Genomic DNA, 24,877 nt, shown 5'->3' with positions numbered 1-24,877 from the left:
CGGAATCGGGTAGCGGGGCGGCGCTTAGTCGTCGCGATTGGGCTCCATCTGGTCGATCGTTGTCAGGTCGCGGCGGAACAGGCCTTCCCGGTGCGCGAGCCGTCCCACGCGGTGGCCGACCACGGGAATGGTGAGGCACGCGAAGAAGATCGCTAGCACGATCATCCCGGTCGCGCTGGTGCCCCAGCTCGCGATCGCGGCGGCGGAGAGCGTCAGGATCAGCCCCACGATCTGTGGCTTGGTGGCGGCGTGCATGCGGGCAAGCGTGTCAGGGAAGCGGACCACCCCGATCGCGGCGATGAGCCCAAGAGCTGATCCGGCAAGAGCGAGCATTCCCGCGAGGATCATCATGAGCTGGCCTCCTCCGCAGTGGCGCCCGCGGGCTGCTCGATCTTGTGGTCGGGAACTCGGTAGCGCGTTACCGAGATGGAGCCAACGAACCCGAGCAGGGCGAGGACCACGATGGCGGGCACGATGGTGGTGTCGCGGGTGTGGATCGTCCAGATCGCGAGCCCGCAGATCATCAGGGCTACGATCATGTCGATCGCCACGAGCCGATCAAGGCTGTTGGGCCCGCGGACGAGCCGGTAGGAGGAGATGAGGGTTGCCAGGACGAGCATGCCGCCGCTGAGCCCGAGCAGCAGTGTCATTGGTGCAGCCTCCCTTGGTCCGTGCCCTCGTCCGAGGTGGTCTCGCGCCACTCGTCGCGGCGCTCGAAGGCTCGCACGAACCACTTCTCCAGCAGGTCGGTATCCCGGTGGAACTTGGTGATCGCCTTCTTATCGCGGACATCGAGGACGTGCACGTAGACCACGCGCTGCACCTTGTCGACCTGCATGACGAGGCTGCCGGGTATGAGGCTGAGCGCATCGACGAGCAAGGTCAGCACGAGGTCGGACCTGATGTCCACGCGACGCTTGAGGAACGCGCTGCGCGGCGGCGGACCGGGCTTGAGCACGAGCCACGACACCCCGATGGTGGCGCGAACCAAGAGGCCCGCGATGACCAGATTGAGAATGATGAACGAGATCGGGTGGATGGTACCGCCGACGGGGATGCGGGGGAGCGGAAGCAGGTAGACGATGCCGAGGCCGACGATGACGCCGGCGAGGATCGTTCCGGGGGCGGGGTCCCCCCAGAGCAGCACCCAGACCACCGCGAGCCACACCACGGAGGCGAGCTTGCGGAGCAGGTCGCGTGTCATCGATCGCCTCCTTGCACGGTGGATCCGCTGATCGGCTCGGTGGGCAGATCGAGGGAGGCCTGGTCCTCGCCCAGGACGGTGCTGATGTAGTCGGTGCCGCCGCGCAGGTTCGCCGCGGTGCGCGAGGTGAACTCCACGAATGGGCCCGCGAGCACGGTCAGCACCAGGCCCATCGCGATCAGCCCGACCGTGGGCAGCACCATGAGCACGGGCATGCGGCCGACGTCCTTGCGCTCGGCGAGCTTGATGTCGAAGGAGTCCTCGATCAGCGCGTTCGGGGTGGAGGAAATAAGGTGGCCCTCGGGGGCGTCGGCGCGTTCCCGCCAGAACGCCTTGGTCCAGATGCGCGCCACGACGGAGAGGGTGAGCAGGCTGGTGACGGCGCTCCCGGCCACGAGCATCCAGGCGAGGAAGCTCGCCTCGTCGGCGCCTGCTTGCAGCAGCGCGACCTTGCCGATGAAGCCGCTGAACGGCGGGATGCCGCCGAGGTTGAGGGCGGGCACGAGGAAGATCGCCGCGAGCAGCGGGCTGGCCTTGGCGAGGCCACCGAGGCGCCGCAGCGAGGAGGAGCCAGCTTGCCGCTCGATGAGCCCGACGATGAGGAACAGCGTGGTCTGCACGATGATGTGGTGCGTGGCGTAGTAGATCGCCCCGGACAGCCCGAGCGTGGACGATAGCGCGATGCCGAACACCATGTAGCCGATGTGGCTGACGAGGGTGAACGACAGCAAGCGCTTGATGTCGGACTGCGCGATGGCGCCAAGGATCCCGACGACCATGGTGATGAGCGCGGCCACGAGCAGGATGCTGTCGAGCAGGCCGCTGGGGAAGATCAACGTGTGGGTGCGGATGATCGCGTAGATGCCCACCTTGGTGAGCAGGCCGGCGAAGACCGCGGTCACGGGCGCCGGAGCGGTGGGGTAGGAGTCGGGCAGCCAGCCGGAGAGCGGGAAGATCGCGGCCTTGATGCCGAACGCCACGAGCAGCACGGAGAAGATGGCGGTGCGGGTTCCCTCGGGCACGTCCTGCATGCGGACCGCGATGTGCGCGAGGTTGAGCGTGCCCACGGCGGCGGAGGTGAATCCGATGCCGAGCAGGAAGATGATCGACGACACCATCGAGACGAGCACGTAGGTGATGCCCGCACGCACGCGTTCCTTGCTGCCGCCGATGGTGAGCAGCACGAAGCTCGCGGCGAGGAGGATCTCGAAGCCCACGAACAGGTTGAACAGGTCCCCGGCGAGGAAGGCATTGCTCACTCCGGCGGTCAATGCCAGGTAGGTGGGCACGAAGATCGACACGGGCTGCTGGTGGTTGCCATCGCGGATGCCCTGGCCGACGGCGTAGACGAGCACCGCGAGCAGGACCGCGGAGGAGATCAGCAGCATCAGTGCGGAGAGCCGGTCCGCGACGAGCGTGATGCCGATCGGCGCGTCCCAGCCGCCGACCTGCACCGCATGGGTGCCGTGGGCATCCGTCAGGTACATCAGCATCGCCGCGATGATGAAGACCGCGGACAGCACCGCGAGGGTGATGTAGCGCTGCACCCGGTAGTGGCGGCCAAAGAACAGGGACGCGGCCGCTCCGAGCAGGGGCAGCAGCACGGGCAGCGGAAGCAGGGTGCTCGCGAGGTCAGGGCTGATCATCCGCGATCGCCTCCCTGCTTGCTGCCATTGAAATCGTCCCTATCGAAGTCGGTGTCCGAGCCGTCCACCGGTGGCCCGTGCGGGCCCTCGGGGGGAACGGGGGGCGGGGGCTTGGGCAGCTCGTAGTCCGGCGCCTCGGCGCGGGTGCGGCGCGGCAGCTTCTTGTCCTCGTCGTCGTCATCGACGTCCTCGCGGGTCTGCAGCGTGAACGAGCGGTAGATCAGCGCGATCACGAATGCCGACAGCCCCATGCTGATCACGATGGCGGTGAGGATCAGCGCCTGCACCAGCGGATCCGCCATCGATGAGTGCGCCTCGGAGGTCCGTCCGACGATGGGGGGCCCGCCCGAGCGCCCGCCCATGCCAAGCAGCAGCAGGTTCACTGAGTTGGTGAGCAGCAGCAGTCCCAGGAGGGCCTTGAGGATGCTGCGCTCCATCACCAGGTACACGCCGCATCCGAACAGGATGCTCGCGATGACCAGCATGCCGATGCTCGTGGTCATTGGCGCTCCACCTCGATCCGTGAATCCAGGCGCGCGCCCAGGCTGCGCAGCACATCGACGACGAGGCCGATCACCAGCAGGTACACGCCGATGTCGAAGAACAGGGCACTGACCAGCTTGATCTCGCCGAATACCGGGAGGGCGAGGTACCAGGTGGCCGAGGACAGCACGGGCGCCCCGGCGACCAGCGAGACCAGGGCGACGGTGGTCGCGATGCCGAGGCCGACGCCGAGGATGCGTCCAGCATCGATGGGAACGGATTCCCCGAGCTCGTACTTGCCCCCGGCCAGGTAGCGCAGCACCAGGGCGAGGCCCGCGACGAGCCCGCCGGCGAAGCCCCCTCCGGGAGCGTTGTGGCCGGCGAACAGGAAGTACACCGAGAGCACCATCATCGCGGGGAACAACAGCCGGGTGGTCACCTCGAGCACGTAGGAGCGATTGCGCGGGTTCCGCAGCTCGGAGCCGCGCAACCACACGATCTCGGTGTATTGCAGGTGGCGCCGGGCAGGCATCGCCGCGACCTCGGGCAGTTGTTCCTCGCTGAAGTCCTCGTCCGCGAAGGATGAGTGCAGCTCGCGATGCGCCGAGGCGGGGGCATCGGATATCCGGGGGGCACTGCCGAACCGGCGGTTGCGGAAGATGAGGCTAGCGATGCCCGTGGCGGCGACGAGCAGCACGCTGATCTCCCCGAGCGTGTCCCAGGCGCGGATATCCACGAGCACGACGTTGACGATGTTGGCGCCGTTGCCCTCCTCGTACGCGAGGTAGGGGAGGTAGCTCGCGACGGGGACCTCGGATCGGGTGCTCACCGCGAGCAATCCGACGACGAGCACCAGCAGCCCGGACCCGATTCCGAGCAGGGCTCGGATGGCATGGTGGCCGGTCGCGCTCGTGCGCGGCGGCTCGGCGGGCAGCTTGCGCAGCAGCAGCACGAAGATCACCAGCGTCAAAGTCTCGACCACGACCTGTGTCAGGGCTAGGTCGGGAGCGCCGTGGAGGGCGAAGATGGCGGCAGTGCCGTAGCCGGTGACGCCGATGAGCAGGATGCCGCTGAGCCGGTTGCTGACCCTGGTGGCGGTGATCGCCGCGATCGCCATCGCGGCCCCGACCCCGATCTGCACCGGGGAGCCGAGGTTGCCCTGCGGGGCGATCGCCCAGTCGTTCCAGATGATCAGGGTCAGCGCGGGAAGCCAGATGACCGTGGCGAGGATCACCGCCTGCGTGAACGGCAGCGAGCCCCGCTGGGTGGCACCGGTGACGCGCTGCGCGAGCAGGTCGACGCCCCGCAGCACGGCATCGTAGGCGCGATCCGCATTGCCGAGCGGCGGTTTCTCGAAGCGAAGCTTGCTCACCCGCCGGTGCGCGAGGAACAGGACGAGGCCACCGAGCACCGCGAAGGCACTGAGCGCGAGCGCGAGCGCCGAGCCACCCAGCTTCGGCTTGGCTCCCTCCGGGCCGACGGGGAACTGGTCGATGTAGGGCAGCATTCCGCTGACCAGCGTGGCGGTGGCGAAGCCGGCGACAAGGCCGCCCACCGACAGCACGGCGGGGGAGAGCGTGAACAGGGCTCCGGGACGGACCATCTCGGCGACCGCGGTGCTCGGTTCCCGGTGGTGCTTGCTCGCGAACGCGCCCGAGACGAACCGGAGGCTGTAGGCCACGGTGAACACCGAGCCGCGCACCACGGCAACGAGTGTCGCCCAGCGCAGCACCGGCGGCAGGACCTCGGTCTCCGAGATGGCGGTGAAGGCGGTCTCCTTGCCGTAGAAGCCGAGGAACGGGGGCAGGCCAGCCATGCTCGCGGCGGCGAGCGCAGCGATCAGGGCCAGCACGGGCGAGCGCCTGCCCAGGCCCCACAGCTTGCGGACGTCGCGAGTGCCGGTGCAGCGGTCGATGATGCCGACGACGAGGAACAATGTTCCCTTGAACAGGGCGTGCGCGATGACCAGCGCGATCGCGGCGAGCGCGGCATGGCGGGTGCCCAGGCCCGCGAGCACCATGAGGAAACCGAGCTGGCTCACTGTGCCAAAAGCGAGGATGAGCTTCAGGTCGAACTCGCGCAGCGCCCGCCAGCCGGCCAGCACCATCGACAGGGCGCCGAGGGTGATGATCAGCGGGCGCCAGGTGGAGGCATCGGCGAACGCGGGGGCGAGGAGCGCGACGAGGAATACTCCCGCCTTCACCATTGCCGCGGCATGAAGGTAGGCGCTGACCGGGGTCGGTGCCGCCATCGCCGCGGGCAGCCAGAAGTGCATCGGGATGATGGCGGACTTCGACAGCGCGCCCACGATGACGAGGACCAGCGCCACGTCCACCAAGCGGCCCGAGGGAGGGTCGGCAAGCAGTTCGGAGACCAGGTAGCTGCCCGTCGACTGGCTGAGGATGATGATGCCGACGAGCATCGCGAGCCCGCCAAAAGTGGTGACGAGCAACGCTTTGGTCGCCGCGCGGCGGCTTTCCAGCTTCTCCTGCTTGTACCCCACGAGCAGGAAGGACAGGACGGTGGTGGCCTCCCAGAAGACGAACAGCAACAGCATGTTGTCGGAGGTGACGATCCCGAACATCGCGCCAGCGAATGCCACGAGGTACGCCGAGAACGAGCCGAGCCGCACCGCCGAGGCGGGGAAGTAGCGCGCGCAGTACACCAGCACCAGCGCACCGACTCCCAGCACGATGCACGCCATGATCGCGGTCAGCCGGTCGAACCACAGATCGATGCCCAGCCCCAGCTCGGGGGACCATGGGATCGAGACGCGGTGCGGGCTCGAGAAGCGCGTCACCACCCAGGCCAGGCTCGCGAGCGGCACGAGCGACAGAACAAGGAACGCGTTCCTGCCCAGGAACCGAACCAGGACCGGCGCGATGAGGGCGGCGAGCGCATGCGCTACCAGAACCGCGATCAAGGGCAACTCCGTCCGGGTCGTGGGCGTGAGGGCCCTGGGCGGATATCTTGTCTAGTCTAGGGGCTCAACGGGCTTCGCGCCGGCCCATCGCAGGGAGCCGTACGCGATCCCGAGGATTCCCGCGCCGCACAGACCCACCACACTGACCGCGATGATGCTGCCACTGCTCGTCGGGATCACCTGGAACCACAGCGCGGGCAGATCCGATGCGGCGCGCACCGTGGCCGAGGGTATCGCCCCCAGGAACAGAGGCTGCGATACCAGGGCGATGATGGTCAGCGACATCAGCGGCACGAGCACCGCCAGCACCACTCCGGACGGGCCGGCCCCGGGCAGCGCCGAGCCCAGCGCGATCCCCGTCCCGAGCGCGATCATCAACAGTTGCCCGATGATGGCGGCCCCCGACGCTCCGGCGATCACACCGATCACAGGAACCGCAGCGAGGATCAGCAGCCCATTGAGCACGTGATAACTGCTGTGCCGGAGGATCACACCGATCCCGAGTCCCGCGACCAGGAGAAGGGCCACCGGTGCCGCCCACGCGATGCCGATGCGCGGTACCTGGCTGATCACCGGGGCCGCCGCCGCGGTGAATGCCACCATCACCAGCAGCGCCGCGCCCGCCCATGGGCTGTTGGTGAGCGCGAGCCGCAGCGCCACCAGCCAGTGCGCCAGTATCACAAGCGCGACCGCCGCCATGGCCGCGGCGAAGCGCGCCAGCATCGGCCAGCCGCGCGAGGCCTCAGCGACGAGCGCGATTGCGACGATCTGCGCGGCTCCGAGCCCGCCTGCCAGCAGCAGCATCTCGCGCAGCCAGGGACCGGCGAGCGCATGGCTCGATCCGGTCGGCCGGGGCGGGTCGAGGATCAATCCGGCCGTGACCGCCGCCAGGCCCAGCGCCAGCAGTGTCCAGGTCAGCGAGGTCGCGACCGTGCCCGCGGCCAGCAGCCTGCCCTCGAGGTAGATGCCCGAAGCTGCCCCCGAGATGAACCCGGACAACAGGATCGGGGCGAGCACTCCGGCGGTCGCGGCCAGCGCGGGCGCGGCGCTGGGGAATGACCAGGCCCGCGAGAACACCGCCCCGATCACCACCCCTGCCAGGATCGCTGAGGCAGCGCGCAGGCCCAGGTACGCGCCCGCCCCCAGCGGGGCGCTATAGCCGTCGGCGTGGAAGAACCACAGCATCACGATGCATGCCAGCAGCGAGACGCCCGCGATCAACCAGGTGCGCGAGGACCTGCCCAGCCGGGCGGCCGCCCACACCGCCGCCACCACGGCGCACACGAGCGCGATCGGCTCCCCGAAGGCGACGACCTCCCCCGCGCGCGCGTACTCGCGGGCATCGAGGACGATCGGTAGCGCTCCGACGAGCAACGCCGTGGCCGCGGCGGGCGCGAGGAAGCCGATCATGGTGGCGATGAGCAGCTCGGGGCCGGGGCGGCCCGTTGTGGTCGGGAGGGTCATCATCGTGGTCAGTCGGCTGCCCGCCGGTCCGCGAAGGCTTTCAGCGATGCCACCTGCTGCGGATCCAGCGACGGCCGCACGGCCTTGCGCGCGGACTCGACATCCTCGGCGGTGACCACCGTCGCCTCGACCGAGCGGCGCATCGCGGCGAGCGCGGCCTCGCGAAGCAGCGCGGCGCAATCCGCGGCCGAGTACCCATCGAGCTGCTCGGCAAGCTCGTCGAGGCGCACGTCCTCGGCGAGCGGGATGGCGGCCCCGGCGGCCCGCAGGATCGCCGTGCGGGCCTCGGCGTCGGGCGGCGGAACGAACACGAGCCGCTCCAGCCGGCCCGGGCGCAGCACCGCCGGGTCGATCAGCTCGGGCCTGTTGGTGGCCCCGAGCACGATCACATCGCGCAGCGGCTCGGCACCATCGAGCTCGGTGAGCAGCGCCGCGACGACCTTGTCGCTGACTCCCGAATCGGTGCTCTGCCCGCGCCGGGGCACCATCGCATCGATCTCGTCGATGAATATCAACGACGGGGCGGTGTTGCGTGCCCGCTGGAAGAGATCGCGGACGGCCTTCTCCGAGGAGCCCACCCACTTGTCCATCAGCTCGGAGCCCTTGACGGTGTGCACGCTCAATTGCCCGGAGCTCGCGAGCGCCCGCACCACGAAGGTCTTGCCGCAACCGGGTGGCCCGTAGAGCAGGACGCCGCGCGGGGGCTGCACGCCGAGGCGCGCGAACGTGTCGGGATGGCGCAGCGGCCACAGCACGGACTCGGTGAGCGCTTGCTTGGTCTCCACCATGTCGCCCACGTCCTCGAGGGTGATGCCACCGACCGAGATCTCCTCGGTCCCCGAGCGCGACAGGGGCCTGATCACCTCGAGCGCGCCGAGCAGGTCCTCCTGCTTGATCACGGCGGGCGCCCCATCCCTCGAGGCGCGCGACGCGGCACGCAGCGCGGACTCGCGCCGCAGCGCCATCAGGTCGGCCGCGACGAAACCAGGGGTGCGCAGCGCGATGACCTCGAGGTCGAGATCCGTGGTTGGCACATCCCGCAGCAGGTGGTCGAGCAGCGCGCGGCGGATCGCCCCGCCCGGCAGCGCGATGGTCAGCTCGCGATCGCACAGGTCGGGTGCCCGCAGCCGCGGATCAGTGAGGTCCGGATGCGCCGTCGTGGCCACGAGCACTACTTGATCGTTCGCGATGGCGCGCCGCAGCCTGCTCAGGATGAGGCTCGAGACGGGCTCGGGGTCGCGCGGCAGCAGCGCGTCGATCTCGGTGATGAGCAGCACGCCGCCCCCGCGGGCGGCATCGATGGCCTGGGAGACCGTCTCCGCCCGGCTGCCGGACTCGAGCGCCCCAGTGCCAGGCCCGTCGAGCTCCACCACGTTGCGGGACGCGCACACCGAGCGCACGAGGGTGGCCTTGCCGGTGCCCGCGGGCCCGGTGACGACGATGCCCAGGCGCGGCGACGCACCGAGGGAGGTGAGCAGCTCGGGCTCGTCGAGCGCGAGGCTCAGCCAGTCGGTCAGCTTGGCCACCTGGTCCGCGACGCCTACCAGCTCGCCCACAGGGACCGGCGGATCCGCGACGACTCGCGTCGGCTCCGCGGCGCGACCAGTGCTGCCGCGGGGGGTCGTCGCCGCGCGGGGCGTGGTCGTGGTACTGCTGCCGCTTCCCATGCCCTCCCCGGTAGCGCCCCGCGTGCTGGTGATCAAAGGGTCCTGGCCGCGTCCCGGATGGTCCATCGCCGAGCCGGGCCAGGCCATCGCGGTGTTCGGCTGCACGCTCACGGCGCCCCACGGCTCGGTCTCCACGACGGTCAGCAGTTCGGAGGTCCAGGTTATGCCGACGGCCCGGCGCAGCGCCTGGGTGGCATCGGTGGTGCTGGTTCCGGGGCCGAGGTCACGGGGCAGCAGGGAAACCGTGTCGCCGACCGTGACGACCTTGCCCAGCAATGCCTGGCGCAGCGTGTTCGGTGTCAATGAGGTCATGGACAGGGAGGAGCCGCTCACCACGATCCGGCGCGCCCCCTGCACCTCGACGGGCCGCACCACCACGGTGGAATCCTCGCGGATCCCGGCGTTCGAGAGGGTCACATCGTCGAGCAGCGCGACCCGGGGCGCGGAACCCTGCGGCGCCCGCGCGACCACCGCGGCAGTGCTGCGAGTGCCATAGATCTCGATCGCGTCCCATTCGCGGAGGTCCAGCGCGGAGAGCACCTCGGCATGCACACGGACCACTCCCCGGCGGGAGTCCATGTGCGCGGTCGAGAGGCGGGCCGTCAGGGTCACGTGGGCCGTGTCGTTGGCGGGAGTCACGTGCACGAGCCTAGACGGTGGGGGAGCATCGGCGCCCGTCGATGCGGGGCGGTCGGGTCACCGTCGCGGCCGGGCACGCCCTGCCACCCGCGACAGCCTGCCGCGGGGCTTGGAGCGGCGCAGGCCGAGCCTGGCGAGGGAGCGTCCCTGCGCGCGCGAGCGCCGGATCGCGCGACGCTGCGCCGGGGGGATGTCCCAGGGCTCGGGCCGGGCCGCTACCCAGCGCTTGGTGCGGATCGCGTAGGGGATGTGCGCCAGGTAGAGCGCCACCACGAGCACGAGGACCACATAGGGATAGGTGATAAGGCCGGCCGCGATCAGCGCGACAAGGATCAGCAGGAGCGCGGCCATGCGGGGTGGCACCGATACCTGCTTCATGGCGAGCGTGGGCACGCGGCTCACGATCAATGCCGCGGCACCGATCATCCACGCCGCGACGAACACGAACGACGTCCACCAGCCCTCGCCCCAATGCTGGAAGGCGGCCAGCGGGGCAATGGCGACCAGGGCACCCGCTGGGGAGGGAACTCCGACGAAGAAGTCCTTCCGGTAGGCCGGGGCGTCCTCGTCATCGATGAGCACGTTGAAGCGGGCGAGCCTCAGCACGATGGAGACGACATAGACCAGGGCGACGATCCAGCCGCCGCTGTTGCCATGAAGGAGGGTCACATAGATGACCAGCGCGGGCGCCACGCCGAAGTTGATAGCGTCGGACAGGGAATCGAGCTCGGCGCCGATCTTCGTGGTGGCATCGAGCAGCCGCGCGATGCGACCGTCGACACCATCGAGGATCGCGGCCGCGCCGATCGCCGCGATCGCCAGATCGCCCCTGCCCTCGAGGGCGAACCTCACCGCGGAGAGTCCCGCGCACAGCGCCAGGATGGTGATCGCGCTCGGCAGCAGGCGAATGCTAGCGCTGCGGATCGGCGGTGACTGCTCGCTCGTGGTGTGCGCGCTGGCGCGCACCGGGCGCGCGCGCATCTGCCGTGAGTGATCCCTGGGTTGTCCGTCGCTCAATTGACACCTCACTCGACAGTGGCGTGGCCTGGGGTCACGCTAGTTCCGCGATCACCGTTTCCGCGCCGATCACCCGCTGGCCCCGCTCCACCAGGATCCGGCTGCCCTCGGGAAAATAGGTATCCACGCGCGATCCGAACCGGATCAGGCCATAGGTCTCGCCGAGGGGCAGCACATCGCCCGCGCGGGCATCGCAGACGATGCGGCGCGCCACCAGCCCGGCGATCTGGACGACCACGATCTGCTTGTCGTCGACGGTGCGCAGCACCATGCTGCTGCGCTCGTTCGCCTCGCTCGCCTCATCGAGATCAGCGGACAGGAACGATCCTGGCCGGTGGATGACCTGCATCACCTGTCCGGCAACGGGACTGCGCTGCACATGGACATCGAGGATCGACAGGAAGACGCTGACGCGTGGCATCGGCGCATCACCGAGAGCGAGCTCGGCCGGGGGCACCGCGCTATCGACGATCGTCACCTCGCCGTCGGCGGGGGAGACCACGACGCCGCTGCGAGTGGGCGGGACTCGCTTGGGGCTGCGGAAGAACGTGGCGCATGCGAGGGCCAGGCCGATGCCCGCGCGGCGCGCGATCCGCGACCGGTGCCCGGCAGCGGCCACCACGAGCGGTACCGCGATGAACGGGATCCCCGCCGGATGGACCGGGGGGACGGCATCGCGCACGAGGCCGAGGGCATGGGCGACGGGGTTGCGGGGGGCTTGCCCGGGCGGTGCGGGTTTGCGGGCCACTTCGGGTCGACCTCATCTCGTTCGTCGGTGCCAGGAGGCGCGAGCAGGGCTTCGCGCTGGCGTGTTCCGCCCAAGCCTACGGCACGTGGTGGCGCTATCGGCGTCGGTCAGGGATGTCCGGCGGTTGCCCGGTTCAGGGCCGCGAGAGGTCCCACACCTCCACTGCTTGCCCGGCGGGGATCGCCTCGGTCGCGGCCGGGATGTCCACCAGGCAATCCGAGGACGCGAGCCACCGCAGATAGTGGGAGGCGGGCGGGCCGATGGTGCGCACCGTGCCCGTGGCCCGATCCAGCACCCCGCGCCGGAACTGCCGCTTGCCGAGCGGCGAGCGGATGTCCTCGGCGAGGGTGGCGGCGACGACCTCCCGGCCCGTGCGCGCGTAGCCCATGGCGGCGCGCAGCGCTGGCCGCACGAAGACCTCGAACGAGATGAGCGCGCTCACCGGATTGCCGGGCAGCGTGATGATCGGGGTTCCCTCGAATGTGCCGCTGCCCTGCGGCATTCCTGGTTGCATCGCCACCTTGACGAATTCCACCCCGCGATCGGCAAGCGAGTCCTTGACCACCTCGTAGGCCCCGGCGCTCACGCCACCGGAAGTGAGGAAGACGTCCGCATCGTCGGCATGGGCGCGGAGCGTGGCGAGGAAGTCGCCGGTGTCATCGCTGACGAAGCGGAGCTGCGCGGCCACGGCTCCTGCTTCCCGCGCGGCAGAGGCGAGCATGATGCTGTTGGACTCGTAGATCTCGCCGGGGCGCAATGCCTGCCCGGGCGCGACGAGCTCGCTGCCCGTGGAGAGCACCATCACCCGGATCGGTGGTATCACCGGCACCGTCGCGTAGCCGAGGGCGGCGAGCAGCCCGAGCTGGGGGGCCCGCAGCGTGCTGCCGCGTGCCAGGGCGATCTCGCCCTTGGCGATGTCCTCGCCATTGCGCCGGATGTGCTGGCCGGGGTCGGTCGATGCGGTGATCCGCACCGTTGTCGTGCCCCCGTCGGTCCGTTCGACCGGGATCACCGAGTCGGCGCCGGGTGGCAGCGCCGCGCCCGTCATGATGCGGTGCGCCGTGCCCGCATGGTGCTGCGGGATGTCGGTGCGGCCAGCCGGGATATCCGCTTCCACCGGCAGCGTGACCGGGTTCGCCGCGCTCGCGCCCGCGATGTCCGTGGCACGCACCGCGTAGCCGTCCATCGCCGAGTTGTCGAAGCCCGGGAGCGAGCGCGGGGCGATCACGTCGCGGGCGAGCACCCTCCCGTGCGCCGCCGCGAGGGTGGTTTCCTGTTCGGGGCGTGCCGTGACGAGCGCGGCGATGGCTGCCGCATGTTCCGTGACCGAGCGCATCCCCCTATTGTGCGGTGCCGCGGTCCCGCGTGGCAGCAGGTGGCTCGAATCGGGCGACTGCCCGGCCTTCTGCTGCGACTTTCCGGTCACCCGTTGCGCCGCCCGGGGCTGTCGTGAGTAGTGTCGGAGGCATGGCTCGCGTTGAGGGCGTCTTGTTCGATATCGATGGTGTGCTCGTGACCTCCTGGCAGGCCATCGAGGGTGCTGCGGACGCGGTGCGCGCCGTGCGGGAGTCCGGTTGCCGCTGCGGCTTCCTGACCAGCACGACGTCGCTCACGCGGGAGCTCATCGCCGCCAAGCTCACCAAGCTCGGTATCCCGGCGGAGGCCGACGACATCATGACCGCGGCATATCTCACGGCGCAGCATGTGCGGGAGAACCACCCCGATGCGCAATGCTGGGTGCTCAATCACGGCGATGTCTTCATCGACATGGATGACGTCTCGTGGGCAGCCAAGAAGCCCGACCTGATCATCCTGGGCGGGGCGGGGCCGGAGTTCAGCCATGAGTCCCTCAGCCGGGTGGCGGAGCTGATGCTCGCGGGCGTGCCGGCCATCGCGATGCACCAGGGGCTCACCTGGGCCACGAGCTCGGGGCTGAAGCTTGATGTTGGCGCGTACATCCCGGGCCTCGAGGCCGCCGGGAATAGCCGCATCACCGTGATCGGCAAGCCCTCGCCCGGCGCCTTCGAGACGTCGGCCCGCATGTTGGGCATCGCGCCCAAGCACACTCTCATGATCGGGGATGACCTCAACAACGATGTCCTCGCGAGCCAGCGCGCGGGCATGCGGGGCGTGCTCGTGCGCACTGGGAAGTTCCACCAGCCGGTCCTCGACGCCAGCAAGGACAAGCCCCACCATGTGGTGGATTCGGTGGCGGATCTGCCCGACCTGCTCCGCTCGATCTGATCCCCGGTGCGAGGGCCGCGCCAGGATCGACGCTCAGCGAGCGTGCTCGAGGGCCCGGGTGCTGCGGAACGATCGCGGCCGCCCGGTAAAGGGGTCGGTGAACGCGATCTCGGCAGCGAGGAGCTGCAACGGGTTGGTGAAGTCGTCGTCGGCGCGCTCGCGGATGGTGGGGTACAGGTCATCGCCCACGATGGGGGCCCCGAGCATGCTCAGGTGCACCCGTAGTTGATGGGTTCGCCCGGTCTCGGGGCGCAGGTGGTAGAGGGCTAGCCCATTGACGAGCGCTTCGGCCTGCTCGATGTGGGTGATGGCGTTGACCGTGCCTGGCTGTCGGATGGCCCGCCGCTCGCCCGGATGCTTGACGATTCGGTCGCGCACGGCCTGCTGCACCTCCACGCCCGGGACGCGGGGCGCCACCGCCAGGTATTTCTTGGTGACCCTGCGCTCGGCGAACATACGTTGGTACGGCGCGCGCGCCCCGGGGTGGGCGGCGAGGAGGAGCACTCCCGCGGTGGGGCGGTCGAGGCGGTGGACGGGCGTGAGATGCGGGAGGTCGAGCCTGGTGCGCAGCCGGACCGTCGCTGATTCGATGACGTGGCGCCCCCGCGGCATGGAGGCCAGGAAGTGCGGCTTGTCCGCCACTACGAGGTGCTCGTCCTGGTGCAGGACAGTTACCTCGAACGGCACGGGGGCCTCCGGGGCGAGGTCGCGGTAGTAGAACAGCGTCATGCCGCGGACGAGGGGCTGGCTGGCATGGACGGGCACGCCGTGGTCGTCGACGATCTCCGCGTTGGCGAGTCGTCGGCGAAAGCGCTCGCGGTGCTCGGGATACGTCGCGGCGAGGGCTTCGCCGATGGTGGGCCAGGGGGCGTGATCGGGGAACCGGGCCCAGGCCGCGTCGACGCCGTGCCGGGGCGGGAGGGGCGAGCGTGTTGTTGGCGAGCGATGCCCCACGGTTGTGGTCCTTCCGGCTGGCTTTCGGTGGCGGGGGGCGTGGTCTCCCCGGTGCTTGTTCGCTGTGCGCGGGGCATGGGGCGCGCCCGGGCCTGTGTCTTGCACTCGCATCCCGCGAGTGCTAAACATGATTCTGGCACTCAATACACGAGAGTGCTAGGTCGGGACGGTGAGGCCAGGCGCTGACACCCTGGTCGTCCGTCGCGGGCACCGCGCCTGGCCAACAGCGCAAATGGGACGCGCAGCCGCTGCACGTTCCGTGTGTCGGCCTCATCACCTGGAGGATCACTTCACAATGGCCAAGATTATCGCGTTCGACGAAGAGGCCCGGCGTGGCCTCGAGCGTGGGCTCAATGCCCTCGCCGACGCAGTCAAGGTAACGCTCGGCCCCAAGGGCCGCAACGTTGTCCTGGAGAAGAAGTGGGGCGCCCCCACGATCACCAACGATGGTGTATCCATCGCCAAGGAGATCGAGCTGGACGACCCGTACGAGAAGATCGGCGCTGAGCTGGTCAAGGAAGTTGCCAAGAAGACCGACGACGTCGCTGGCGACGGCACCACCACCGCAACCGTGCTCGCCCAGGCGCTCGTGCGCGAGGGCCTTCGCAACGTCGCGGCCGGCGCCAACCCGATGGCGCTCAAGCGCGGCATCGAGAAGGCCGTCGAGACCGTCGTTGCCCGCCTGCTCGAGTCCGCCAAGGAGATCGAGACCAAGGAGCAGATCGCTGCTACCGCGGGCATCTCCGCCGGTGACCCCCAGATCGGCCAGCTCATCGCCGAGGCGATGGACAAGGTCGGCAAGGAAGGCGTCATCACCGTGGAGGAGGCCCAGACCTTCGGCCTCCAGCTCGAGCTCACCGAGGGCATGCGCTTCGACAAGGGCTTCATCTCGGGCTACTTCGTGACCGACCCCGAGCGCCAGGAAGCCGTCCTCGAGGACGCCTACGTCCTGCTCATCTCGTCCAAGATCTCCACGGTCAAGGACCTGCTGCCGCTGCTGGAGAAGGTCATCCAGTCCGGCAAGCCGCTCGCCATCATCGCCGAGGACGTCGAGGGCGAGGCCCTCTCCACCCTCGTGGTGAACAAGATCCGCGGCACCTTCAAGTCCGTCGCTATCAAGGCGCCCGGCTTCGGTGACCGTCGCAAGGCAATGCTGCAGGACATGGCCATCCTCACCGGAGGCCAGGTCATCAGCGAGGAAGTCGGCCTCTCCCTCGAGACCGCCGGCCTCGAGCTCCTGGGCCGCGCCCGCAAGGTCGTGGTCACCAAGGACGAGACCACCATCGTCGAGGGTGCCGGCGACGCAGCCCAGATCGAGGGCCGCGTCAACCAGATCCGCGCCGAGATCGACAAGTCCGACTCGGACTACGACCGCGAGAAGCTCCAGGAGCGCCTCGCCAAGCTCGCCGGCGGCGTTGCCGTCATCAAGGCAGGCGCGGCCACCGAGGTCGAGCTCAAGGAGCGCAAGCACCGCATCGAGGATGCCGTGCGCAACGCCAAGGCAGCCGTCGAGGAAGGCATCGTCGCCGGTGGCGGCGTGGCGCTCCTCCAGGCCTCCCCGGCGCTCGCCGAGCTCACCCTCGAGGGCGACCAGGCGACCGGTGCCAACATCGTGCGCGTGGCGCTCGAGGCACCGCTGAAGCAGATCGCCTTCAACGCCGGCCTCGAGCCTGGCGTTGTCGCGGAGAAGGTCCGCAACCTGCCCACCGGCCACGGCCTCAACGCCGACACCGGTGTGTACGAGGACCTGCTCGCCGCAGGCATCAACGACCCGGTCAAGGTCACCCGCTCGGCGCTGCAGAACGCAGCATCGATCGCGGCACTGTTCCTCACCACCGAGGCCGTCGTCGCCGACAAGCCGGAGAAGAACGCCGCTCCGGCTGGCGATCCGACCGGCGGCATGGGCGGCATGGACTTCTGATCCACCCCCGCTAGGCCACCGAGGCCCGGAGCAGCACGCCTGCTCCGGGCCTCGCGCCTTTCTAGCGCAGGGACGACAACCGGGCCAGGACGGCCGCGCTGAGCTCGGCGGCGATCGTCGCGGGCTCGCGGGCATCGTTGGCGAACGTGGCCTCGGGAGCGAGCGGGGGCTCATAAGCATGATCGATACCGGTGAAGTTCGGGATATCGCCTGCTCGGGCGCGACGGTACAAGCCCTTCGGGTCCCGCTGCTCGCACACCGCCAGCGCGGTATCCATGTAGATCTCCCAGAACGGAAGCCCATCTTCCTCATGGGTGGCGCGCGCGAGCTCGCGATCAGCGCGCAACGGGCTGATCGCGGCGACGATCGCGACGGTTCCGGAATCGGCGAACAGCCGGGAGACCTCGGCGAGCCGACGGATGTTCTCCGAGCGATCCGTCATCGTGAATCCCAGGTCGGCGTTGAGTCCGTGGCGCATGTTGTCCCCATCGAGGCGGTACGCGGGCTGCCCGGCCTCGATGAGCGCGCGCTCGAGCTCGCACGCGAGCGTGGATTTTCCCGCGCCCGAAAGACCGGTGATCCATACCGTCATCCCGGTGCTGATGCGCCGATGGCGGTCGATGCGCGCGTCGTGCCACTGGAGGGAGGCTGTACGCAGGCTGTCGCTCATGTATCTCCGCTTCGTTGGGAACTCGCGCTAGCTGGGTCCGTGCCGAGGGGGGCTTCCAGCGATCGTAGCTAGTACGCGCCCTGGCCCTTCATGACGACGCGCGCGGTGCGCCAGAGGATGATGAGATCCTGCATGAAGGTCCAGTTCTCCACGTAGGAGAGGTCAAGGCGCACGGTTTCCTCCCAGGTGAGGTCGGACCGGCCGCTTACCTGCCAGGGCCCCGTCATGCCGGGCCGGACGAGCATGCGGCGGTTGATCCTCCGCGTGTAGCTGGCAACCTCGCGGGGCAGCGGCGGGCGCGGGCCGACCAGGCTCATCTCGCCACGCAGCACGTTGAGCAACTGTGGTAGCTCGTCCAGGCTGTACTTGCGCAGGACGCGACCGATCGGGGTAACGCGTGGATCATCCCGGATCTTGAAGAGCGGGCCGTCGGCCTCGTTGTGCTCGGCCATGCCGTGCTGCTGCGAGTCCGCACCTATGACCATGGAGCGGAACTTGATCATGGCGAACTCGGCACCGGCGGTCCCGACGCGGGTCTGGCGGTAGAGGACGGGGCCGCGGTCCTGGCACTTGATGCCCAGTGCGATGAGCAGCATGAACGGGCCGAGGATCGCGAGCGCGACGAGCGCCCCGAGCTTGTCGACCAGGGCCTTGCCGAGGCGATGCGCGCCCTGGTACTGGGGCGCCTCGACATGGAGGAGGGGCATTCCTCCCGTGGGGCGGATCTTGAGACGCGGTTCCGAGACATCGGTGACACCCGGCTGCACGACGAGATCCGTCTTCTCGGCCTCGAGCTCCCAGGCCAGCTCACGCAGCGTATCCGCGCCCAGGCGCTCGGTGGCAGTGACGGCAACGACGTCAGCCTTCGCGCGACGCACAGCGGCAAGGACGGAGTGCTCGTCCCCAAGGATGGGCACGGCAAGGCCATCCACCTCGAGATCGCCGTCCCCGGATCGTTCCTGGTAGTCGCCGGGGACACAGGCGCCAACAATGTGGTAGCCGCGGTCGCGCCGGATGCTGCGGATCATGTCCTCCGCGCCGCGGCCGCTGCCGAGGATCACGACATTGGTGATGAACCTGCCGCGCTTGATCTTGGTGACCAGCCAGCGTCGCCAGGACCAGCGGCTCACGACGATCCCGAGCATGCCGATCGGGAGCGCGATGGCCAGGTAGCCGCGCGCGATGCTCAGGTCGAGCAGGAACGCGGCGATGGCGATGATGCCGAAGACCTTGACCGACGCATGGATGACGCGCTGGTACTCCAGCGCCCCGGCGCCGATGATGCGGATATCGCGCGTGCTCTCCAGCTTGAGGGCGGCGAGCCAGGCGAGCGCGATGGCGACGGAGAGCCCCGTGTAGCGCAGCGTGATGCCCGAGGTGCTGAGCAGCGCATGGTCGGTGGTGCCGAACCGGACGACCTGGGCGATCGCAACGGCTGCTATCACGATGATGTGGTCGGTGATGCGAATGCGCCGGGCGAATCCGCGCAGCCAGGTGCGCGCCGGCACGCCAGGCGGGGGAGCCGTGGGCGAGGTCAACCTCGGAATGGACGCGGTGATGGTTCCCCCGGCGGCCTGGCGCTGCGCGCTGCGCGATCCGGGGCCAGTCGCGAGAATACCATTTTTGCCTATTGCTGCATTGGCATTGGCCTGCTGCGCGCCCCTGCTGCGGGAATCCACGAGGCTCGGCACAGGCGTCCCTGGCACAGGCATCCCCCGGATATCGAAATGGGCTTTGGTGGTGCTAATCATAACTGATCAGATCTCTTCGTGGACTTGATATCCGAGGTTGCCGGAAATTCTCTGCCGGGCGCTGGCGGAGCTGATAATGCCCCCGGCCCGGACCATTGCTGCAAACAGGTTAATGACATTTTGTGCCTTGCTGCGCCAAGCGATTGCACAGCCCTTGCCTTTGCTGACAATATGAATCTGTTCTGCGGCAATCGTGTGGCATCACTCTTGCCAGGGCTTTTCGCCCGAGCCTGCAAGCACGGGTACTCTAGCCGGGCGCAGCGGGTCAAGCTTTCCGGTGAATGCCCGCCGAGGGGCCTCCGTGCCCCGCGCCTCCGTGTCCCGAGCAGGATCAACGTGGGAGCAGCAAGCCATGCCATCGGTAGCAATCCTCGGCTCGCGCGGGTACCCCAGCTACTACGGGGGCTTCGAGACCCTCGTGCGAAGGCTCGCGCCCTACCTCGCCGACCATGGGTGGGACGTGACGGTCCTGGGCCGCGCGCGCTCCACGCGCCTCGACGATCCCGAGAGAGATCCGAGGATCCACTCCGTGCGCACCCGGGGCGTCGAATCACGATCAGCAAGCACCTTGTCCTACGGCCTGACTGGCGCCCTGTGGGCCAGAGCGGCGCATCCTGACGTCGCGCTCGTCCTGAACGTCGCCAACGGGTACTTCCTGCCCCTCCTCTCCCGGGCCGGCATACCCACCGTGGTCAACGTGGATGGCATCGAGTGGGAGCGCGCGAAGTGGGGCCGGGCAGCACGCGCGGTGTTCCAGGGCGGTGCCGCCCTCACCGCGCGCTACGCGACCACGCTGGTCAACGACAGCGAGGAGATCGCGCGGTACTGGGCGCGGCGCTACGGGACCACGGGCGCCTACATCCCCTACGGTGGCACTGATCCCGGGCGGCTACCGGTCCCCGACGGGCTCGCCACGGGCACCTACGTCCTGATGGTTGCGCGCTTCGTCCCCGAGAACACCGTCGGGGAGTTCCTTGCCGCTGCCGAGAGCCTCGTCGCCCGCGCGCCGGTCGTCATCGTGGGATCTTCCGGCTACGGCGGCCCCCTCGACGAGCAAGCCCGTCAGCTCGCCGCCGCCCACGAGCACATCCATTGGTACGGGCACGTAGCCGACGATCCTCTTCTCCACGCCCTGTGGCAGCACGCCGGGGTGTGCTTCCATGGGCATAGCGTGGGCGGCACCAATCCGGCGCTGGTGCAGGCCATGGCGTGCGGCGCCGCGATCGTCGCGCGCGACACCGTGTACAACCGCGAAGTGCTCGGCGCCGCTGGGAGATTCACCCAACCGGGCCCGGCCGCCATCGCGGAGGCGATCACCAGCCTCTTGCGGGAACCGGACGCCCGCCGACACCTCTCCGCAGCAGCGCGGGCTCGCGCGGCCGAGCGGTTCACCTGGGAAGGCGTGTGCCACCAGTACAACCAAGTGCTCGAGGACGCCCTCGCCATCAAGGCCCCGGCGGGCGCGGCGGTGGAACCGCGATGAGCGTCGAGCCCGAGCACCCGGCCGGCCCCGCGCGGCCGGTGTCGCGTCGTCGGCGGTTCCTGCTGGTCACGGCTGTGATCGTGTCTATGCCCCTGGTATGGCTCGGATTCATGACCCTCCGCGCCTACTTCGCGATCCACGAGATCGAGCAGCGCGCCGATGCTGCCCGCGTGCTGCTGCGCGACGGCGAGATCGATGCGGCGACCAGCGAGATCCGGGCGATACCCGCGGCCGCTCATCGGGCCCGGGCCGCCACGACCTCCGTTCCCTGGCGCGCAGCGGCCACTGTGCCCTGGGCCGGCGCTCCGTTCGACACCATCCGGGAATCGACGATCATCGTGGATCGGATCGCCGCGACCGTGGTGGCTCCCGCGCTCGACGGGGGCATGCTCGACATCCTGGGAGGGGGCGGCCAGCCCGGGCAGATCATCGACGTCGAGGCCCTCCGCGCGGTGGACCCCGTGATGACCGAGATCGCCAGGGAGACCGGTGCGATCAGCGATGATGCGGCCCGCATCCCTGCAGCGCCGTTCCCGGGCCAGGTGAACGCCGCGCGCGACCAGCTCGTCGAGCAGGCTGCGCTGCTCGCCACGGCCACTGCCCACGCCGCCGATGCACTGCGCGTGCTGCCCGCGTTCCTGGGCGCGGACGAGCCCCGCCGCTACCTGGTGGTCTTCCAGACCAACGCCGAGTCCCGCGGCACCGGGGGACTGATGGGAGGAGCGGGCATGCTGCGGATCGAGGACGGCGGCATCACCTTCGAGGACTCGGTCAGTAACCAGGAACTGCCACTGACGGCGGAGCCAATCGACCTAGGGCCCGGGTTCGATGCGCTCTACGGTCGCTACCAGAGCACCCAGAACTGGCAGAACGCCAACTTCAGCCCCCATTTCCCGCATGCCGCGCGGATCTGGCGCTCCATCTGGGCACAACACATGGGCGAGGACGTCGACGGCGTGATCGCGACGGACCCTGTAGCGCTGAGCCACCTGCTTGGTGTCGTGGGGCCGGTGACGCTCGGCGATGGCGAGACCATCACGAAGGACAACGTCGTCGGGATCACCCTCAACGAAGCATATTTCCGATTCGGGGACCGGCAGCTCGCGCGCAAGGCCTACTTGCAGGAGATCGCGGGCGCTGTTATGGCCCGCGTCAATGCCTACGACGGTCCCAAGGGCCCTTTGGTGCGTGCCCTCGCGACGGCCATCGAGGAGAAGCGCATCCTGGCCTGGAGCGCGGACCCGGACGAGCAAGCCGTGCTCGGCAGCAGCATCGTCGGTGGCACGCTCCCGCAGGAGAAATCGCCCTATGCGCACGTGGTGCTCAACAACGGCGCAGGCGGCAAGCTCGACTACTACCTGGAGCGATCGCTGGAGTACCGAGCTGGACCCTGCACTGGCGACCGACGGGAATCGCACGTCACGCTCCGCCTCACCAACACCGCGCCCGCGCTCGACCAGTACCCCGACTACCTGATGGGTCGGCTGACGCCGGAGACCCAGTACGCGGGGCCACCGGGCACGAATCGCACTGTGATCAGCTTGTTCGCCACACCCGGGGCGCGGCTGGCCAATACCTACGTCAATGATCGGCGCGTGCCCCTCACCTTCACAAACACGCTGCTCGGGCACCCGGTCTTCACCGTGGTCGTTCTCACCGAACCAGGGGAGACCATCACGGTTCGCTACGACCTCGACGAGCCGGCCCGGGCAGGGGAGGCCACGGTGCCGGTGCAGCCGCTTGTTGATGATCCGCAGGTATCGGTCGATGTGCCGGACTGCGGCGCTGCCCACGCGGAATAGCGGGACCTGATGATGGCCTTGCTCCGCTCCAGCGCATCGAGCCTCGCCAGGCACGCGCGGATCATGCTGCTGCGGTCGCCTCTCCCGTTCATGATCCGCGCGAGGCGCTGGCGACCCGCGCTCCGCGAGCTCGACGGGGCCGAGGTGGATCAGTGCGAGCGCGAGAGCGCGGCCCTGGGCATGGCCGAGCGGACGCCACGGATCGTGGTGCTGATGCACGTCTACTACGTGGACGCGCTCCCGCGCCTCCTCGGGCTCCTGCACGCCATGCCCGCGCGGTTCGACCTCATCATCACCAACTCGAGCGGAATCCCCCTGCCCCTGCCCGAGCGGCTGCCACGCCGGCTGGACGACCTCCGGACCATTGATGTCCGGAACCATGGTCGCGATATCTGGCCCATGGTCCAGGTCATCAACCGGGGCTTGATCGACGAGCATGATCTCGTGCTCAAGGTCCATACGAAGCGCAGCGAGTGGCGTGATCGTCATGGCCTCGCGGGGACGGGGGCCCAATGGAACGACCAGTTGCTCGATGCTGTCCTCGGCGGCCAGGACCGGATCAGCAACATCCTTGCTCTGTTCGCGCGCGATCCCTCACTTGGCCTGGTGACGGCGCCAGGCAGCGTGCTCGGACCGGAGCACTGGGGCCGGAACCATTGGGCAACGCGGATCCTGCTGCGGCGCATGGCCCTGCCCCTGCGCACGTACGACCTCAGGTTCCCGAGCGGCTCCATCTACTGGGCGCGGGCATCGGTCCTGCGGCGCCTCCAGCTCGCCGCGCTCGAGGAACGCGACTTCGAGTCCGAGTCCGGGCAGGTCGACGGCACGACCGCGCATGCGATCGAGCGCGGTGTCGGATTCTTGTTCCTGGATGCAGGACTGCGCATGGCCACGACGAGAGAACTAGCCACGTCACCGATCCGGTAGCGAACCATCGACGGATCTGGCGGCACCTGTCCGTCCGTCATGTCGCGACATCGTCTCGTGCTGAATTGTTATGCGGGGGTGTCCTTTTTCATCAGGATTGCGGCTCGCTCCGCGTGCCGCCCGGATACGCTCCTTGCTCGTAGGTGCCGGAGCCGAAGGTCGGCGAACATGCTGAGAACGTGCGAGCGCTCGAGACGTCGCTCGCGATGGAGTGCCGGACGCTGAAGGGCATGACCGGATCGACCAGGAAACCCTCATGACTATCGGAGTACCGACAATGATCACGACACGTCGCCACGGGCCGGAACGAGCACGGCGGATCAGCACCATCGTCGGGGTCTGTGCGGCACTGGCACTGGGCGCCGCCCCGGCCTCGCTCGCGCAGCCTCCCTCGCCGGAGTCACCGGGCGCCTTCCGCGTCGAGAGCATCAGCGGCCGCGAGATGGTCGCGCAGGTGTACTCGCCGTCCATGGGCCGGGACATCAAGGTCGAGATCGTCCGCCCCCGCGATTCCAGCCAGCCCAGCCCCACCTTGTATCTGCTCGGCGACCTCTGGCTCGACAAGACCGATGTCCTGGACTTCTCCGCGGACAAGAACGTCAACATCGTCATCCCGCGCGGCGGGGCCTACACCTACTACACCGATTGGCGGGCGCCGGATCCCAGGGTCGGAGGAGCGAAGTGGGAGACATTCCTGACACGCGAGCTGCCACCAGTGATCGATGGATCCCTGGGCGCCACTGGGCAAAATGCCGTTGCCGGGATCTCCATGGCCGCCACGTCGGTGCTGAGCCTTGCCATCAATGCTCCGGGGGTGTTCCAGGCGGTGGGCTCCTATAGCGGTTGCGCCCAGACCAGCGACCCCCTCGGCCAGGCTTTCGTGCGATCGCTTGTCGAGGGCCGCGGCGGAGCGGACACAAACAACATGTGGGGCCCGCCCAACGATCCAGCGTGGGCAGCCAACGATCCATACCTCAATGCCGAGGGGCTCCGTGGCACCGCGGTGTTCATCTCGAACGGCAGCGGACTGCCCGGGCCGCACGACACGATCGACGCCCAGGACATCGACGGAGATCCGGTCAAGCTTCTCGATCGGTTCGCTGTCGGCGGGCTCCTGGAGGCCGCGACCAATGTGTGCACCCATCGGCTGGTTGACCGCATGAACGAGCTCGATATCCCGCATGAGTTCAAGTTCCGCATGGACCGGACGCACGCGTGGGCCTACTGGCAGGACGACCTCCACGATTCGTGGCCGCTGTTCGCCGAGGCGCTCGGCGCCTAGGATCGCGTGCCGAGGTTTGCTGCTGTGAGCTGGGGGTTTGTGCTGGGGGCGC

At 68.9% G+C, this 24,877-nt stretch carries 20 protein-coding genes; 6 read left to right on the top strand and 14 right to left on the bottom strand.

The features are described from left to right. Positions 1 to 24: 24 nt before the first annotated feature. The 11 genes from mnhG to moeA form a co-directional block, all read right to left on the bottom strand. Complete coding sequence (mnhG, locus tag HT102_RS12910) at positions 25 to 351, bottom strand: monovalent cation/H(+) antiporter subunit G (protein WP_192039850.1); 327 nt, start codon at positions 349 to 351, stop codon at positions 25 to 27. Further along, positions 348 to 650, bottom strand: a complete 303-nt coding sequence (locus tag HT102_RS12905; protein WP_192039849.1) for a monovalent cation/H+ antiporter complex subunit F — start codon at positions 648 to 650, stop codon at positions 348 to 350. The genes mnhG and HT102_RS12905 overlap by 4 nt, the downstream gene beginning before the upstream one ends. Continuing rightward, positions 647 to 1,204, bottom strand: a complete 558-nt coding sequence (locus HT102_RS12900) for a Na+/H+ antiporter subunit E (protein ID WP_192039848.1) — start codon at positions 1,202 to 1,204, stop codon at positions 647 to 649. Before HT102_RS12900 ends, HT102_RS12905 begins: the two co-directional genes overlap by 4 nt. Beyond that, the gene (locus tag HT102_RS12895; RefSeq protein WP_192039847.1) at positions 1,201 to 2,850 is read right to left on the bottom strand and encodes a Na+/H+ antiporter subunit D; all 1,650 of its coding nucleotides are present in this window, start codon (positions 2,848 to 2,850) and stop codon (positions 1,201 to 1,203) included. Before HT102_RS12895 ends, HT102_RS12900 begins: the two co-directional genes overlap by 4 nt. Further along, positions 2,847 to 3,353, bottom strand: a complete 507-nt coding sequence (locus HT102_RS12890; protein WP_192039846.1) for a Na(+)/H(+) antiporter subunit C — start codon at positions 3,351 to 3,353, stop codon at positions 2,847 to 2,849. The genes HT102_RS12895 and HT102_RS12890 overlap by 4 nt, the downstream gene beginning before the upstream one ends. Continuing rightward, the gene (locus HT102_RS12885; protein ID WP_192039845.1) at positions 3,350 to 6,256 is read right to left on the bottom strand and encodes a Na+/H+ antiporter subunit A; all 2,907 of its coding nucleotides are present in this window, start codon (positions 6,254 to 6,256) and stop codon (positions 3,350 to 3,352) included. Before HT102_RS12885 ends, HT102_RS12890 begins: the two co-directional genes overlap by 4 nt. A gap of 51 nt (positions 6,257 to 6,307) precedes the next feature. Then, positions 6,308 to 7,723: a hypothetical protein gene (locus tag HT102_RS12880; protein ID WP_192039844.1), complete on the bottom strand. Its 1,416-nt coding sequence runs from the start codon at positions 7,721 to 7,723 to the stop codon at positions 6,308 to 6,310. A gap of 5 nt (positions 7,724 to 7,728) precedes the next feature. Beyond that, positions 7,729 to 9,966: an AAA family ATPase gene (locus HT102_RS12875; protein WP_192039972.1), complete on the bottom strand. Its 2,238-nt coding sequence runs from the start codon at positions 9,964 to 9,966 to the stop codon at positions 7,729 to 7,731. Between the two features lie 117 nt (positions 9,967 to 10,083). Further along, positions 10,084 to 11,007, bottom strand: coding sequence for a CDP-alcohol phosphatidyltransferase family protein (locus tag HT102_RS12870; protein WP_192039843.1), 924 nt, complete (start codon positions 11,005 to 11,007; stop codon positions 10,084 to 10,086). 70 nt (positions 11,008 to 11,077) lie between these two features. Continuing rightward, positions 11,078 to 11,791: a phosphatidylserine decarboxylase gene (locus HT102_RS12865; RefSeq protein WP_192039842.1), complete on the bottom strand. Its 714-nt coding sequence runs from the start codon at positions 11,789 to 11,791 to the stop codon at positions 11,078 to 11,080. Between the two features lie 133 nt (positions 11,792 to 11,924). Next, positions 11,925 to 13,127, bottom strand: a complete 1,203-nt coding sequence (gene moeA, locus HT102_RS12860; RefSeq protein ID WP_192039841.1) for a molybdopterin molybdotransferase MoeA — start codon at positions 13,125 to 13,127, stop codon at positions 11,925 to 11,927. 131 nt (positions 13,128 to 13,258) lie between these two features. Between moeA and HT102_RS12855 the strand changes: the two genes are divergently transcribed. Beyond that, positions 13,259 to 14,035: an HAD-IIA family hydrolase gene (locus HT102_RS12855; protein ID WP_192039840.1), complete on the top strand. Its 777-nt coding sequence runs from the start codon at positions 13,259 to 13,261 to the stop codon at positions 14,033 to 14,035. 33 nt (positions 14,036 to 14,068) lie between these two features. Here HT102_RS12855 and HT102_RS12850 read toward each other — a convergent pair whose 3' ends face one another. After that, complete coding sequence (locus HT102_RS12850) at positions 14,069 to 14,989, bottom strand: pseudouridine synthase (RefSeq protein ID WP_333473435.1); 921 nt, start codon at positions 14,987 to 14,989, stop codon at positions 14,069 to 14,071. A 295-nt stretch (positions 14,990 to 15,284) separates the two neighbouring features. On the opposite strand from HT102_RS12850, the gene groL reads away from it, so the two are divergent. Beyond that, on the top strand, positions 15,285 to 16,910 hold the full coding sequence (groL, locus tag HT102_RS12845; RefSeq protein ID WP_192039838.1) for a chaperonin GroEL: 1,626 nt from the start codon (positions 15,285 to 15,287) through the stop codon (positions 16,908 to 16,910). Between the two features lie 61 nt (positions 16,911 to 16,971). On the opposite strand, the gene cysC is transcribed toward groL, so the two are convergent. Both cysC and HT102_RS12835 read right to left on the bottom strand, forming a co-directional pair. Further along, positions 16,972 to 17,580: an adenylyl-sulfate kinase gene (gene cysC / locus HT102_RS12840; RefSeq protein ID WP_192039837.1), complete on the bottom strand. Its 609-nt coding sequence runs from the start codon at positions 17,578 to 17,580 to the stop codon at positions 16,972 to 16,974. A 68-nt stretch (positions 17,581 to 17,648) separates the two neighbouring features. After that, positions 17,649 to 19,118: a sugar transferase gene (locus HT102_RS12835; protein WP_225443653.1), complete on the bottom strand. Its 1,470-nt coding sequence runs from the start codon at positions 19,116 to 19,118 to the stop codon at positions 17,649 to 17,651. A 565-nt stretch (positions 19,119 to 19,683) separates the two neighbouring features. Here HT102_RS12835 and HT102_RS12830 point away from each other — a divergent pair. The 4 genes from HT102_RS12830 to HT102_RS12815 all read left to right on the top strand — a co-directional run bounded on the left by HT102_RS12830 (position 19,684) and on the right by HT102_RS12815 (position 24,825). Then, on the top strand, positions 19,684 to 20,814 hold the full coding sequence (locus HT102_RS12830) for a glycosyltransferase (protein ID WP_192039835.1): 1,131 nt from the start codon (positions 19,684 to 19,686) through the stop codon (positions 20,812 to 20,814). Next, a complete protein-coding gene (locus HT102_RS12825; protein ID WP_192039834.1) occupies positions 20,811 to 22,616 on the top strand; it encodes a DUF4012 domain-containing protein in 1,806 nt (601 codons plus the stop codon). The genes HT102_RS12830 and HT102_RS12825 overlap by 4 nt, the downstream gene beginning before the upstream one ends. A gap of 9 nt (positions 22,617 to 22,625) precedes the next feature. Next, positions 22,626 to 23,543 (top strand): rhamnan synthesis F family protein, encoded by a 918-nt coding sequence (locus tag HT102_RS12820; protein ID WP_192039833.1) that lies wholly within the window; start codon positions 22,626 to 22,628, stop codon positions 23,541 to 23,543. Between the two features lie 256 nt (positions 23,544 to 23,799). After that, positions 23,800 to 24,825 carry an alpha/beta hydrolase gene (locus HT102_RS12815; RefSeq protein WP_225443652.1) on the top strand — a complete coding sequence of 342 codons (1,026 nt, stop codon included), beginning with the start codon at positions 23,800 to 23,802 and terminating at the stop codon, positions 24,823 to 24,825. The last annotated feature ends 52 nt before the right edge of the window (positions 24,826 to 24,877 follow it).

This window comes from Lolliginicoccus lacisalsi (assembly GCF_014841105.1).
Lineage (GTDB): Bacteria > Actinomycetota > Actinomycetes > Mycobacteriales > Mycobacteriaceae > Lolliginicoccus > Lolliginicoccus lacisalsi.
This window is presented reverse-complemented; position numbering and strand designations above follow the sequence as displayed.

Excerpts from the sequence above, each read along its gene's own strand:
- HT102_RS12905 (WP_192039849.1), bottom strand. The coding sequence starts at position 650 with ATGACACTGCTGCTCGGGCTCAGCGGCGGCATGCTCGTCCTGGCAACC.
- cysC (WP_192039837.1), bottom strand. The coding sequence starts at position 17,580 with ATGAGCGACAGCCTGCGTACAGCCTCCCTCCAGTGGCACGACGCGCGC.
- mnhG (WP_192039850.1), bottom strand. The coding sequence starts at position 351 with ATGATGATCCTCGCGGGAATGCTCGCTCTTGCCGGATCAGCTCTTGGG.
- HT102_RS12895 (WP_192039847.1), bottom strand. The coding sequence starts at position 2,850 with ATGATCAGCCCTGACCTCGCGAGCACCCTGCTTCCGCTGCCCGTGCTG.
- HT102_RS12820 (WP_192039833.1), top strand. The coding sequence starts at position 22,626 with ATGATGGCCTTGCTCCGCTCCAGCGCATCGAGCCTCGCCAGGCACGCG.
- groL (WP_192039838.1), top strand. The coding sequence starts at position 15,285 with ATGGCCAAGATTATCGCGTTCGACGAAGAGGCCCGGCGTGGCCTCGAG.
- HT102_RS12880 (WP_192039844.1), bottom strand. The coding sequence starts at position 7,723 with ATGATGACCCTCCCGACCACAACGGGCCGCCCCGGCCCCGAGCTGCTC.
- HT102_RS12815 (WP_225443652.1), top strand. The coding sequence starts at position 23,800 with ATGACTATCGGAGTACCGACAATGATCACGACACGTCGCCACGGGCCG.
- HT102_RS12855 (WP_192039840.1), top strand. The coding sequence starts at position 13,259 with ATGGCTCGCGTTGAGGGCGTCTTGTTCGATATCGATGGTGTGCTCGTG.
- HT102_RS12900 (WP_192039848.1), bottom strand. The coding sequence starts at position 1,204 with ATGACACGCGACCTGCTCCGCAAGCTCGCCTCCGTGGTGTGGCTCGCG.
- moeA (WP_192039841.1), bottom strand. The coding sequence starts at position 13,127 with ATGCGCTCGGTCACGGAACATGCGGCAGCCATCGCCGCGCTCGTCACG.
- HT102_RS12870 (WP_192039843.1), bottom strand. The coding sequence starts at position 11,007 with ATGCGCGCGCGCCCGGTGCGCGCCAGCGCGCACACCACGAGCGAGCAG.
- HT102_RS12890 (WP_192039846.1), bottom strand. The coding sequence starts at position 3,353 with ATGACCACGAGCATCGGCATGCTGGTCATCGCGAGCATCCTGTTCGGA.
- HT102_RS12825 (WP_192039834.1), top strand. The coding sequence starts at position 20,811 with ATGAGCGTCGAGCCCGAGCACCCGGCCGGCCCCGCGCGGCCGGTGTCG.
- HT102_RS12830 (WP_192039835.1), top strand. The coding sequence starts at position 19,684 with ATGCCATCGGTAGCAATCCTCGGCTCGCGCGGGTACCCCAGCTACTAC.
- HT102_RS12875 (WP_192039972.1), bottom strand. The coding sequence starts at position 9,966 with ATGGACTCCCGCCGGGGAGTGGTCCGTGTGCATGCCGAGGTGCTCTCC.